We start from the raw sequence: 12029 nt of genomic DNA, 5'->3' as shown, positions 1-12029 counted from the left end.
AGCACCCCCAAAACTGGGCTCACCCCGACAAGTCACCCGCGCACGGCCGTCTGGACCACCAGGCTGCCTCGCAACTCGGGCGTGCCCAGCCGTGCTCAATGCCACATACTTGAGCCATGAAACGCCCAGTCATGCTGCCAATGCTTGCCGTCCTCACGTCACTGGCCTTGATGGGTTGCACCCCCTCTGCCCCGGCAGCTCAGCAGTCAGAGGGCACCGAGGCCCCCAAAGCTACGGCCTCACCCGGGCCCACCTCGGCCCCATCGGCGGCAGCGCGCAGCGCAGATACCGGCCTTGAAGCGATCGACACGTACGCTCTGTGCAAGGCCCAGACCCTGGCCATAATTGCCCCGGACGAGCTTTCCGGGATCTCGTGGGCTCCGTATGAAAGCACAACCTGGTTGCTCCGCGAAGACGGTGCAATTGGTATCTACATCGAGGCGATCAACGAGAACAAGGCCGAAGGAGACGACGGTCGAGACGTCGCCCTCTTCTGCAAAGTCGGAGGAACCATTGGTGAGCCCGACTGGCTCGACTTCGGCGTCGGCTCGAGAGAGACAGACCGCGACAATATCCTTCACGTACTGTCGACGACGGACCAAGCCTGATTGCAGCCCGCGAGTTCAGCTGCGCTTGCTTGCAAGCTGAATTCTGTGACTACTCCGGCACAGACGGCGAGAGCGCAGCAGCGATCAGGCCACGAATGTAGTCGTAGTCCGGATCTGTCGGGTCGACGCCGTTGTCCGGGACGAGCTCAACGGTGCTCATCGGGAGAGCCTTCGTCTTTCCCGCCAGGTTGGTGAAGTAGCCCAGCGCGCCTTGCGGCAGGTCAGTCTTGACGACTTGCTGGCCGGCCTGCGCGATGCCCTGGAATTTGGTGAGCACGTTCGCCGGGGTGACCTGCGTGAGGATCGCCTGCTGAAGGATGCGCTGGCGGGCCATGCGGTCATAGTCGCTGGAGCCGTGGCGTGCGCGGCCGTACCAGAGGGCGGTGAAGCCATCCATGTGCTGCTGCCCTGGCTCGACCCAGCCTTCGACGTCGCTGAGGTCTTCTTTACCGCCGATGGGGAGCCGTTCGGCCACGTTGATGTCGACACCGCCGAGCGCGTCGATCAGGTCGGAGAATCCTTGCATGTCGATGAGCGCGTAGTACTGAATCGTGAGACCGGTGATACCGCGTGCGGCGTCGCGCATCCCCTCGATACCGGGTTCGCTTCCCGCGGCCCCGGCGTTGGGGTACATCTCCGGACTCTTCTGATCCACCTCGGTATAGATCGCGTTGAGCATGCACGCCGTCACGTCGCAGTAGTCTTCGTAGCCATAGCCGTTCGGGTACGCGGCGTTCAGCGGCGAGTCCTCCGGGAAGGGGACCAGGGTGAGATCGCGGGGCAGGCCGATGATGACGGCTTGTCCGGTCTCGGCGTCGATGCTGACCACCGACATGCTGTCCGGGCGCATACCGTCTCGGTCGGGCCCAGAGTCCCCGCCCAGGAGCAAAATGTTGTATCGCCCGTCCACCGGAGGCTCCGACGGTGCCGTGATGAACATCGTTGAGAGGACCCCGCTGGCCGTTGTGGCCACGTAGGCGCCGTACCCGGACGAGCCGGCCACGACGATCATGACCAGTGTCGCTAGCCCCGCAATGTAGGGACGAGCCTTGGGCCTGGCTTTCACCAAGCGCGACAGGCGGAGGGTGTCGAAGGTCAGGATTACCCAGAGCGCACTGTAGAACACCATCACTGCGGCGATGACCCACAGGCCGATCGAATTGGTAGCTACCGTGAGCACGAGCGCGGGGTTGACCTTGTAGAGCGCTCCGGTCAGCACCAGCAGCAAAACGAAGGTCAGAGATGCTCGCAGGCCGAATCGGCCTGGACCTCGGCTGCCGGCGAGCACCTGCGCAGAGCCGGGCAGAAGAATGTTGAGCACCACTAGCCACCACGCTCGCCGCGTCATGACTGGACGAGAGCCCGAGTCCGGATAGCGGATCGGACTTGAAGCCCCCATTGAGAACACGTGTCTCCCTCTCACTTGCACCTCAGAAGCCAAATGAGTGCCCACGAGTCCCCGGCTGTGGCAGACACAGCCAGTCAGCAACCGCCCCAAGGGCCCCACCCCGCGAGCACCGAGCACACACGTTACGCCCTACGAATCGAACGAATGCCGCGACCGACCGGTGACAGGCCGCTTCCGTCCAAGATCACTCCCCTATTGGGGGCATACCGACCAGGGCCCGGCCTCTGCGGTCGCTCGACACAGCGGCCGACACTATTGCAATCGGAGTGCCTCAGGCTCGGGCCCACGATCCCGGAAGTGTCTCGAAACCTATTTGCCTCGTATCCCATCGGATACGAGACGGATTAGTCGTAGTCCAATCCCAGCAGGGAACCGCCGTTTAGTACGCGTTTGACGACTTCCATCGATAAGGAGATCTGGTCCGCGATTTCATCGCTAGTCATTCCGATCTCTGCGCAGTCTCGGAGCACGGCCTCCACTCGCTTTGCTGCCGTGTCCAGCGGACTCAATTGGTCCTGTAATTGGGTGAGCGCCGCTCGAGCGTCGTCCAGTCGTGAATCTCTCATGGGCTGACGAACGGGACGACTCAGGTCAATGATCCAGTCCGGGGCATTGGAGGCTTCGTTGATTCCGCTCATGGCGTCGATCGTACTCAGGCTGTGGGCTTGAGTTGGGCGCTCCTCGGGGCCGCTGCAACTGGCGACCGCAGACTGTCTATTAACCCAACGGCCTCATAACCCATGGGATACAAGACACGGAACCCGCCGTGGAGTGGCCCAGGAAGTCAGCTCGATGCGCCCGATCACAGAATGCCGCTACTGAGCGCGAAGGTCACATCGGCACCTCAAAGGCCGTCGGCCTGGGCCGGGCTCAAAAATGGGTAAGATTCGGCGGCGAAGGTCCAGGGTGCTAGATGCTCCCTAGTGGGTAAGTTATTTCTATGCCCGAATTACCGCAGGATCGCCGCGCCATCCGGGACCTGTTGGAATTTGGTGAGCCTGAACAGTACCGACCGTTGTCAGTCCAACGGCGGCCAATTGCTAGCCCCGCCGGCATGCATTGGGAACGCGTCGAGATTGTCAGCGCCGACGGTGACGTGATCCCGTGTTTTTTGCTCATACCGGAGGAGCCGACAGGCTCGAACGTGATCGCGCTGCACCAGCACGCCGGGTCCTTCGCGCTCGGTAAGAGCGAGGCCGCGGGACTAAGCGGTGACCGGATGCTTGCCTACGGACCTCGACTTTGCGAGCAAGGAGCGCGGGTTCTGGTCCCTGATCTTCTCGGATTTGAGGAACGACAGCGGGCGTGGTCATCGGATCCTGCCGCAGACGAGAGTCTCGACGCTCTTCTGCGGATCTCGAACGGAGGCAGCCTCCAGGCGAAACACACCCGCGACATCGCCACCATCACAACGTGGATGATCGAGTCTTTCGGTGACGATCAAGGAATTGGCGTTATGGGGCACTCTCTGGGTGGCCAGGTCGCACTTTTCAACCTCGCCGTGGACCCGCGTCTCACCGTTGGCGTAGTGAGTTGCGGTCTCGGCACTCTCGCGTCGTTCGAAGCCCACCACATCAAGCACAATCCAGCGTGGTTCGTCCCTGGAGTCGCTACCGCCGGCGACGTGCAGCTCGTTGCCGCGGCCCTCCACCAGCAGCAGGTGTTGGTCACCGCAGGAATCGACGATCCGTTGTTCCCGCTCGAGGGGGTGCATGCTGTTCTCGCAGCTTTCGAAGCAGGAGTCTGCACCGCTGAATTGTTCGTTGGTGGGCATGAACTACCGTGCCGTGTACAGGCTCTCGCGATCAGACATCTGACTGCTGAACGCTGATTGCTACAGACGTCGCAAGCCCATGGAGGCCGGAGTGATGTCCGCACAGCAGAGACACTCGCTCGACGGCGTACCGCACAGCACGCTTGCAGGTTGTCTCATAACCGATTTGTATCAAAAGCCATGGGATGCAAGACACGGGCACCTGCTCCGGAGTGTGCGCGAGCAATCAGGTCGAGGTGCCGGCTAGCTGTAGGGGGTCATGAGGTTGGTGACACTCGGCTGATGGGTGTTGCCCCGATGCCGGCGTGGATGAGCCGGTGGCTACTTCGGTGGTGTCTCATCCGGTGGGCGCGGTGCGGTGTTTTTGGCGGCCGCTGCGCGAAGTGAGCTCTCTGCGCGGCTTCGTTGTTCGCGAGCGGCCTGACCAGCTTCGGCCGGCCCTCCGGTTTCTACCTTCCAGGTGGTGCCGCGTTCCAGATGGTGGCGCGTCGACTCGATCCAGCCGGCGCTCATCGTCGAGCCGGCCGCGATCGTCTGAGGGGCGGCGGCCAGCGCGAGCCAGCTGATGATGATGTACTCCTCGGTCGGTTCCGACACCGTCGCGTCGTAGGCGGTGTCGCGGCCGCGCCCGTAGACGCGAATCCGGTACGTACCGGCGCCCTGCTCGTCCAGGCGCGGGGCGGAGGCCTCCGGGGCGTCGAAGTGCCCGAGCAGCTGGAGGGGCCCATCCCGCACCTCCACCGAGAACTCGGCGATGTCCTCCCACCCCGTCTCCAGGCGTGCCGGGGCGGCAGGGAGCGAGTTGAGCGTGATCGTCACCGGGCCTGCGGCAACCCCCGTCACCAATTGGACGCCCGGACCCAGCGGTTCCTCCGCTACGAGGCCGGTGAGACCGAGGCTCGCCTTGAGCTGGGATGGCGACACCGCACAATTGAGGAACCTCACCACGTGCCATTCGGCGTGAGGCTCGACAACGTGAGCCGCCATCCCCGCCCTCCTTCTCAGACGATATCCACGTAGAACGGGTCGGCGTCAATGATGCGATACGGCACGTAGAGAACACTGTTCAAGAGAGACCCTGCTGAACTGTTTTCCGCTGAGTCGATCATGCAAATGCTATAACCGGTCGCCCCGGTGGGCGGCGGCCCGCTCAGGGTAGGAGGAAGCTGCCTATCCGACGCTTCCCCCAATTAGTCAGGCCTCAGATCCTAGGCGAAAGCGCTCGCGGGCCTTGGCGCACTCATGGGCAAGGCGACAACCGCCCACCTGCGGCAGCGCCGAGACCTAGGCACCGCGTAGATCGCCTGTTGCAATCCAGCTCATACGCGGGTGTCTCATAACCTCAGTGAGTCGAAACCCATGGGATACGAGACGTAGGAGATCGCCTGTTCACGCCACGAGCAGCAGGTGACTTGTCTCGCATCTGAAGATGTCTCGCATCTGTAGGGCGGCTTCAACGGGTCGTAACAACACCGTATGAGTGAGGTGTTGTCAATGGCGAAGAGCTGCAAGCAGACCTCCAACAAAGCCGCGACCGCCGCCAGCAACGTGTTGCGTGACGGCCACACCTCTGCGGCCTCCAAGGCCGCGGCGGCCAGCGCTCTCTCCCAGAAGGGCACGGGCAAGAAGTAGGTCTACAGAAGGCTCGACGTCTCACAGATTCGGCGAGCACGACCTCTTGCCGCAAGGCCACCCCGCAGCGGAAGCGGCGTGGGTTCAAGCCATTCAAATGCCGGTGCGCCCGCGACGGTCAACGCCGCAGGGCCGTTGTCGTCACCTTGTCGGTGTCGGTACCGGCGGAAGAGGGACCTGGACAGAGAGCGTCGGCGGAAGAGCGATTGCGGCGGGGTTCACCTCGTGGCTAGGAGTGTTCACGGTGCGGTGTCCACAACGGTCGTCTCGATCGCGGTCAGCGATATCTCTTCGTTGGGCCCCCACCCGAAGAGGGTTGCGCCGCTCATGGCCCGTTCACCGATGACGAGTCCGGTGTTCGGATCGATGATGATTTCCTGGCGCTCTCCTGCTCGTAGCGGTTCGTTGCGCCCGATTGCGACCCCTGTCACGCCGTCGAGGTTCGCGACGTTGTCGGTGGCCGCTACTCCCGGGATGCGGGACAGCGCATCGAGCAGGGCGGCGCGCTGTGGTGCCGGAACTAAACCGGAGCGAAGGATGTCCGCCATCCGCACGAAGTTGTCCTCGTCGCGGGATGCCGATCCGCCGTTGTACTGGGCGTCGAGCCACTCGTAGGCTGCGGCGCCGTCGAGGGGGATGTCTGCGTAGTCGACATTCACCCATGACGATTCCGGACCGTAGAATCGCCCGTCGACCGCTCGGGTTGTCTCGATCGACTCGCCGGTGAGCACGCCGGGCATGTCGCCCCAATCGCGGTAGAGCGTCCATTCCGCCTCGGGATCGGCGGGCATATAGACGTCCAGGATCTGGTCGTTCGGCTTGCAGCCCGTCGAATCGCAGATCCCCCAGCGAGCGTGTGTGTGCGACAGAAGGTACTGCTCGGAGCCAGCCACAAGATCTGCGTAGTGGATGGTCCGGGTGGCCGCAGTTCGCAACATGTCACTCGCGTAGGCCGACTGCGCACTCAGGGTGACGTTGCCTGCTATGAGAACACCCATAATCGCAGCGGCCGCTACGCCAGCAGCCCACGTCAGCCGCGGCATCCAGCGCTGGTGCTTTCGATGGGGCGCTGGCGCGGTCGTCGCGCCGTCGGCCGCGATGCTGCCTAGAAGCGCTGCCCGCCCCGCAGTCAGGGCTTTCGGGCTCGGTTCGCGCGAGTCGTCACGCGTGTTGCGGAGCAGTGTCAGTTCGTCCATGGTCCGTCTCCTGTTCGATTGTGTCGATGCCTGCGGCGCGGCGCAATTGGCGCCGTGCCCGGTTCAGCCGCGAGCGCACTGTTCCAACCGGTACTTCCATTGCTGCGGCGATCGAGGCGTAGTCGAGGTCGCCCCACGCGTATAGCAGCAGCGTGTCGCGATCAATCTCCGGCAGCCGCCGCAGCGCCTTTGCCAACCGCCGTGTGAGGCTTTGAGCGTCAATCCGGGCGCCGGCCAGCTCGATAAGGTCCGGCACGATCTGCGCCGCGAGGTCCGCTGTCATCCCCTTCCACGCGATCGCCTCCACACGGGCATGCTTGCGCATCAGTCGAGTGGCAATGCCCAGCAGCCAAGGGCGCGCGTCGACCACCGACAAGTCGTAGCTTGCCCGCCGCTCGAACGCCACCAGGAATGTCTCTGACATGACGTCGTCCGCGGCGTGGTCGCCCAGCCGCTGTGCGGCGTACCGGAAGACTTTCGTCGCGTGACGGTCGTACAACGTCGCAAACACGGCTGGCTCACGCGCCGACCGCTCTATTACCTCGTTATCGGGGCTCATATACGTATTGCTCGATTCCATCGATTAAGTTCACGCCAATCTTGCTGCGCGCGAGACCCACAGCCGGGTTGGTCGCTGGCGTTTTGCGGCGGGTTTGTCCGCGCAACGTGTACTCGATGCTGTCCGCTGGGAGAACTGTGCCCTGCCGGATGACGAAGGATCTTGCGGGTGGGTGCGCCTGGGCTTTAGCTACAAAATGGGTCGAGTGTCTCGCAACCTCTGCGTCTCGTATCCCATGGGATACGAGACCAAGCTGCCATTCGTCGATGCGCGACGAATGGCTGTAGAGACGACTCAAATCAGCCGGCGTTCGATCCGGGCGCGATGACGAGCTGCGGGGCAATTAGCCCTTGGCATCCGGGTTAACAATGAGGAAGTCACTGAGCCGGACCCACCCCTCCGGTGTCGGATCGTCTTCTGGCACGATCTCCGCGCCCCCAGTCTCGCTGCCGATGGTTCGCATACCAGTGGCCGAACCACGCGCTGAATTGGAGAACTGAGCGCTTTGATTGACGAGGACTATACAGACGCCCTCATCACCGTTCCGTGGGTCCTCGAAACTGGCGACGTAGTATGTCACGTCTCCGTTTGTTCCAACCTGCCGACTGGATTCAGCGTCTAAGCCTTCTGCTATGGGGCCTTGGATATTTCGTTGATTCTGCTCACGGCGTCGATCGTACTCAAGCTGTGGCCTTGAGGTAGACGCGGTCCTAGGGGACCGCTGCAACTGGCGACCGCAGGCTGTCTCGTAACCCAACAGCCTCATATCCCATGGGTTACGAGACGGGAACACCAATTGTCATCGGTCCCGGCACCACGCTAGCGCGCTCTCTTTGCCGATTTTTCGATGGCCAAGCCACAGATGCGTTCAACGAGTGTCGCGTAATCAATCCCGACCGCGGCGGCTGACTGTGGCAAGAGACTCGTTGCTGTGAGCCCTGGCAGCGTGTTGACCTCGATCAGCCATAGAACACCTTGCGCGTCCAGACGGAAATCCGCGCGGCTGTACCCGTCGAGTTTGAGACATGCATGGGCAACAAGTGCCAATCGTTGGGCTTCGGCGGCGATCTCCTCAGAGACGTGAGCCGGGAAAACTTCTCGAACGGCGCCGGCCTGGTATTTCTGTTGGTAGGAGAATGCGCTGTCGGGATCGAGCATCACTTCTCCAACTGCCAGGGCGATTCCATCGAGAACCCCGACCGTCAGCTCACGCCCGGCGATGAACTGCTCCAGTAGCACTTCGCCGTATCGCGATGCCGTCTCGAGCGCTGCGTCCAATTCAACCGACGACCGGACGAGCGAGAGGCCGACCGTGGACCCTTGGGAATTCGGCTTGACGATGAGTGGGTAACCTATCGGCTCGGCCTGACCGGGCCGTTTGCTATCCCAGATCGCCCAGCCGGGCGTTTCGATGCCCGCAGACGCGAAAAGCCGCTTCGAAATGTCTTTATCCATGGCAAGACCGCTACCGAGGGATCCACTGCCAGTGAAAGTGACACCGGCCAGCTCCAGCAAGGCCTGGAACTGGCCATTTTCACCAGAGCCTCCGTGTAACGCCAGGAACACCACGTCAGTTCCCGCGACGGCGGAGGCGACGGTCAATTCTGACCTACGAGTTTGGAGCCGGTCTAGGCTGTCGCGGCTTGGAGGCGTGTCGGGGACCGACGCAGTGAGCGCGGCCGGTTCCGATGCGGCGCTAACGGCCCCTAGAGCGGTGTCCACAAGGACGACGTCATGCCCGCGAGACCTCAACGCCTGCACCACTTGCGTGGCACTAGCGATCGACACGTCTCGTTCTTCACTATCCCCGCCGAACAACACCCCTACGCGCATTGCCTAAGGCTACCGGCTCGACGTGCAGCGATTGCGACACGGTGCTGGACCCCTCAAATCGCTCGGGCAGCCAGCGTGAATGAAGAGGTGCCTCGTAACCTGCGTGTCTTGTATCCCATGGGATACAAGACGCTGACTCCCCGTCGGCAACCAGGTCTATGCGCCAAATTGCGATCACAGAACGCCTCTACATAGCGGCGAAAGTCACAGCCCTATGGCGCAACCCTCCACGTGCCCACAAACGATCGTCTGCGGTAGGGCTCGATCACGTGGTGAACCGGCGGGATGTATGAACGGCGAGGTCATGCCAACGGCCGCACTGCGGTGTCGGTGAGGATCCCTATCATTCACGTATGTCAGAGATTTCAGATGAGCCTCCAGAACGTCGGTCTTCTCGACTGCAGGTCGCATGGGACTGGTATCTCGATCACCGTTTCAAGGATCCGGCGCAGCGTGCATCGCAGCGTCATATTCACGACGACCTGACTCAAACGGCAGCAAGAGTGCGCTCTTTCCTTGCCGAGGATGAGGCGGTGAAAGTCCAAGTGATGATGGAACTTCGCTATCGGATTGAACGGAACTCAGCCGGGAATGCTGCGCCAGCACTGTCGGGGATTCTCGGTGCGGTCACTGTGGCGGCGACGCTGTTAGGGACTCTTGTCCTCGCCGTAGCCAACGGCTGGTTCGGCATGATGATCAAGATGACGGATTCAGAGACCGGAATTGTGAGAGGAATCACGCAGCAGCAACTCGGATCGACTCTGGGCTCGGTCGCGATACCGCTCGTGGTCATTGCAGCGGTAGCGCTGATGGTGGCCCTGTGGGCCGCCTGGCATGCCTCTGGCAAAGATGACATTCGGGCAGTGACCCTGAGCTGGATGGAGGAATACTCAAGAGCCCGCGTGCAGAATGCCGCGGTTGACATCCACATTCCGGAGAGCGGGAGCGGGTCGTCTAGGTTGTCGGCCGGGGCACCGGACGCCTCCGGTCAATGCTCAGTTTTGGGGATACCCTTTCAAGAAGCAACGCCCAATAACGATCGGTTAGGGATGCATGTCGCGCCATTCGTGGTCCAGGAGCGCGTACTGGTAGCCGTCGACCCAGCCCAGTTCGGCATGCCAGGAGTCCTGGATCCCGTGCTGCTCCCGTCGCATGCCGACCTTTTCGAGCACGCGGGCTGACGCCACGTTGTCGGCATTGCAGCTCGCGATGACGCGGCGTAGTTCGAGCGAGTCGAATGCTGCGGACAGAAGACCACGGGCCAGGTCGGTCCCGAGCCCCCTCCCTACGAGGTCGGGTTCGAGCATGTAACCCATGACGCCCTGCGTGCGTCCAGGCATTCCGGGCTGGCCCATGCCGTCGATGACGTCGAGGAAGCCCAGACCGGCGATCTCGCCATCGAGCTCGGCAACGCAGGAAAAGTCGGTTTCACTGTCCGGGACCGCCATCCACTCGCGACCCCACTCCTCGGGGTCAACGTGGGTGCGCAGCATGAAGTGGTTCACGCCAGGGTTGTTACGCAAAGCGATCAGGTGTCTCAGGTCGTCGGGTCGCATGTCTCGCAGGCGTAGGGCCCGGCTGCGCGCAGGCCATGGAGAGGTGGGCACCCTTTCATCCTGTCAGGGGAGTCCGGCCAAAGCGACCGGAAACGATCGTTACTGAGCGCGTCGCTGCAAAAGACAAATCGTTGCATCGAACTACGTGATCGTCGATGGAGCAACGACTGTCTCTTCCGCGGTTTCCTTCCGTGATGCGCGTGCTCGTAGTGCTCGCAGAATCTCGGGCATTGATGGTGCGTCGGCGAAATACCAAAGTGCGATCACGGGGTCACATATTGCGCATCCGAGCGAGGAGTGCGGCGCGAATGGGAGGATGGGCGAATTGTTCATGGCGTGGATGGTGTCCCATGCGGTGTGCATTAGCCAGGCGACACCGATCCACCGGTTCGAGCGGAGACCCATGAACGCGACGATTGTCATGGCCGAGGTGAACACGAGTTCCCAAGGGCCGAAAGTCCCGGAGCTGAGGTATGCGGCTCCTGCTCCTGCAACAAGGATGGCGCCGAAATTTCGTCGGTGGTTGTAAGGGATGAGTGACAGCGCGAGGACGATACCTATCCCAATGAGGATGGGGGCGAAGGCGGTCATGTAAATCAACTTTCAGATGGGTTGGAAGTGCAAAGCTCTCCGGCGGGAGCATGGGGCATGCCACCACTGCGGAATCGAGCGAGCGGTGGACCGACATGGTCAGGGATTCGATGTAGGTGCGTTGCATTCATCGGCTCTCATTTGCCGCCGTCGGCTCTGGCGTAGGCGGAGGAGCGCCAAAGCACCTCCGACGACGGGGACGCATCCGGAGATACGATCTGCGGGGCGAAGCCCCGGTGCGAGTAAAACGATGATGATGACTGCGAGATAAATCGCGCCGTGTATCGGGCCCATGACCTGAGTAATGAATCGGACATGTTCGGTAAAACGATTGACGAGCAGCACCGTCAAGGTGGCGAGCTCGAACACGGCGAGAATGGCGAGCGTTCGAGCGAGCGGCGGTGAGAGTGTCATGAGACGTAGTCCGAGCCGGGTCGCACAACCATCAAGATGAGGACGGCGACCCATAGTACGTTGAATATTCCGGCCAAGGCTCCTAGCCGCGAAGCCGCCCTCTTGTCTGGGGGGATGGCAAGGGCTGCCGACTGGGCGGGTACGATTCTGAACGCCATTAATCCTCCTGCGACGGCGGTGATGACCATCGCGATGGTGATCCAGATTTCGCCGAAGCGTTGCTGCGTCAGCGCTAGGGCTATTCCGGCGACCGGGACGAGGAGACCAAGTAGGCCGTATACGCGACTTATCCGGTGAAGGGCATGCGCCACGGGGAGGGTGCGGGCCGAATAGTCCGGCTTCCCATACTCGGCGGCGAGGGGGACGTAGCGTGGGAAGAGCGAGTTGGCGATGGTGACGGGTCCGACGAAGAGAATCCCGCCGAGCACGTGGACGATCAGAAGGAATGCTTCCACCCG

12 protein-coding genes are annotated in these 12029 nt (G+C 62.2%); 3 read left to right on the top strand and 9 right to left on the bottom strand.

Going from position 1 to position 12029, the window contains the following annotated elements; genetic code table 11:
- Window positions 1-116 precede the first annotated feature (116 nt).
- Window positions 117-608, top strand: a complete 492-nt coding sequence (locus E3T19_RS15520; RefSeq protein WP_134409299.1) for a hypothetical protein — start codon at window positions 117-119, stop codon at window positions 606-608.
- Window positions 609-657: 49 nt separating this feature from the next.
- Here the strand turns inward: E3T19_RS15520 and E3T19_RS15515 are convergent, their stop codons facing one another.
- Both E3T19_RS15515 and E3T19_RS15510 read right to left on the bottom strand, forming a co-directional pair.
- Window positions 658-1956, bottom strand: a complete 1299-nt coding sequence (locus E3T19_RS15515; protein WP_241980287.1) for an LCP family protein — start codon at window positions 1954-1956, stop codon at window positions 658-660.
- Between the two features lie 404 nt (window positions 1957-2360).
- Window positions 2361-2654, bottom strand: a complete 294-nt coding sequence (locus tag E3T19_RS15510) for a hypothetical protein (RefSeq protein WP_134409297.1) — start codon at window positions 2652-2654, stop codon at window positions 2361-2363.
- A 302-nt stretch (window positions 2655-2956) separates the two neighbouring features.
- On the opposite strand from E3T19_RS15510, the gene E3T19_RS15505 reads away from it, so the two are divergent.
- Window positions 2957-3847, top strand: a complete 891-nt coding sequence (locus E3T19_RS15505) for a dienelactone hydrolase family protein (protein ID WP_134409296.1) — start codon at window positions 2957-2959, stop codon at window positions 3845-3847.
- Window positions 3848-4111: 264 nt separating this feature from the next.
- Here E3T19_RS15505 and E3T19_RS15500 read toward each other — a convergent pair whose 3' ends face one another.
- Window positions 4112-4777: a hypothetical protein gene (locus E3T19_RS15500; RefSeq protein WP_134409295.1), complete on the bottom strand. Its 666-nt coding sequence runs from the start codon at window positions 4775-4777 to the stop codon at window positions 4112-4114.
- A 507-nt stretch (window positions 4778-5284) separates the two neighbouring features.
- On the opposite strand from E3T19_RS15500, the gene E3T19_RS19115 reads away from it, so the two are divergent.
- The gene (locus tag E3T19_RS19115) at window positions 5285-5422 is read left to right on the top strand and encodes a hypothetical protein (RefSeq protein WP_166788900.1); all 138 of its coding nucleotides are present in this window, start codon (window positions 5285-5287) and stop codon (window positions 5420-5422) included.
- 239 nt (window positions 5423-5661) lie between these two features.
- On the opposite strand, the gene E3T19_RS15495 is transcribed toward E3T19_RS19115, so the two are convergent.
- From E3T19_RS15495 to E3T19_RS15465, 6 genes are all read right to left on the bottom strand, one after another.
- Window positions 5662-6618 (bottom strand): hypothetical protein, encoded by a 957-nt coding sequence (locus E3T19_RS15495; protein WP_134409294.1) that lies wholly within the window; start codon window positions 6616-6618, stop codon window positions 5662-5664.
- Complete coding sequence (locus E3T19_RS15490) at window positions 6584-7198, bottom strand: RNA polymerase sigma factor (RefSeq protein WP_134409293.1); 615 nt, start codon at window positions 7196-7198, stop codon at window positions 6584-6586. The genes E3T19_RS15495 and E3T19_RS15490 overlap by 35 nt, the downstream gene beginning before the upstream one ends.
- Before the next feature lie 798 nt (window positions 7199-7996).
- Window positions 7997-9010, bottom strand: a complete 1014-nt coding sequence (locus E3T19_RS15485; protein WP_134409292.1) for a D-alanine--D-alanine ligase — start codon at window positions 9008-9010, stop codon at window positions 7997-7999.
- Between the two features lie 1043 nt (window positions 9011-10053).
- The gene (locus E3T19_RS15480) at window positions 10054-10617 is read right to left on the bottom strand and encodes a GNAT family N-acetyltransferase (RefSeq protein ID WP_134409291.1); all 564 of its coding nucleotides are present in this window, start codon (window positions 10615-10617) and stop codon (window positions 10054-10056) included.
- Window positions 10618-10707: 90 nt separating this feature from the next.
- Window positions 10708-11157, bottom strand: coding sequence for a DUF6010 family protein (locus E3T19_RS15475; RefSeq protein ID WP_134409290.1), 450 nt, complete (start codon window positions 11155-11157; stop codon window positions 10708-10710).
- Between the two features lie 410 nt (window positions 11158-11567).
- Entirely contained in the window at window positions 11568-12026 is a 459-nt protein-coding gene (locus E3T19_RS15465; protein ID WP_134409288.1) for a hypothetical protein, read from the bottom strand.
- Between the last annotated feature and the right edge of the window lie 3 nt (window positions 12027-12029).

Source organism: Cryobacterium sp. TMT4-31 (assembly GCF_004403385.1).
GTDB classification, from domain to species: Bacteria; Actinomycetota; Actinomycetes; order Actinomycetales; family Microbacteriaceae; genus Cryobacterium; species Cryobacterium zongtaii.
The sequence above is the reverse complement of the archived record's forward strand: the minus strand, read 5'-3'. Positions and strand labels throughout refer to the sequence as shown.

Bases quoted from the DNA above. Each gene is read 5' to 3' on its own strand.
- E3T19_RS15520 (WP_134409299.1), top strand. From the start codon at position 117: ATGAAACGCCCAGTCATGCTGCCAATGCTTGCCGTCCTCACGTCACTG.
- E3T19_RS15515 (WP_241980287.1), bottom strand. From the start codon at position 1,956: ATGACGCGGCGAGCGTGGTGGCTAGTGGTGCTCAACATTCTTCTGCCC.
- E3T19_RS15510 (WP_134409297.1), bottom strand. From the start codon at position 2,654: ATGAGCGGAATCAACGAAGCCTCCAATGCCCCGGACTGGATCATTGAC.
- E3T19_RS15505 (WP_134409296.1), top strand. From the start codon at position 2,957: ATGCCCGAATTACCGCAGGATCGCCGCGCCATCCGGGACCTGTTGGAA.
- E3T19_RS15500 (WP_134409295.1), bottom strand. From the start codon at position 4,777: ATGGCGGCTCACGTTGTCGAGCCTCACGCCGAATGGCACGTGGTGAGG.
- E3T19_RS19115 (WP_166788900.1), top strand. From the start codon at position 5,285: ATGGCGAAGAGCTGCAAGCAGACCTCCAACAAAGCCGCGACCGCCGCC.
- E3T19_RS15495 (WP_134409294.1), bottom strand. From the start codon at position 6,618: ATGGACGAACTGACACTGCTCCGCAACACGCGTGACGACTCGCGCGAA.
- E3T19_RS15490 (WP_134409293.1), bottom strand. From the start codon at position 7,198: ATGGAATCGAGCAATACGTATATGAGCCCCGATAACGAGGTAATAGAG.
- E3T19_RS15485 (WP_134409292.1), bottom strand. From the start codon at position 9,010: ATGCGCGTAGGGGTGTTGTTCGGCGGGGATAGTGAAGAACGAGACGTG.
- E3T19_RS15475 (WP_134409290.1), bottom strand. From the start codon at position 11,157: ATGACCGCCTTCGCCCCCATCCTCATTGGGATAGGTATCGTCCTCGCG.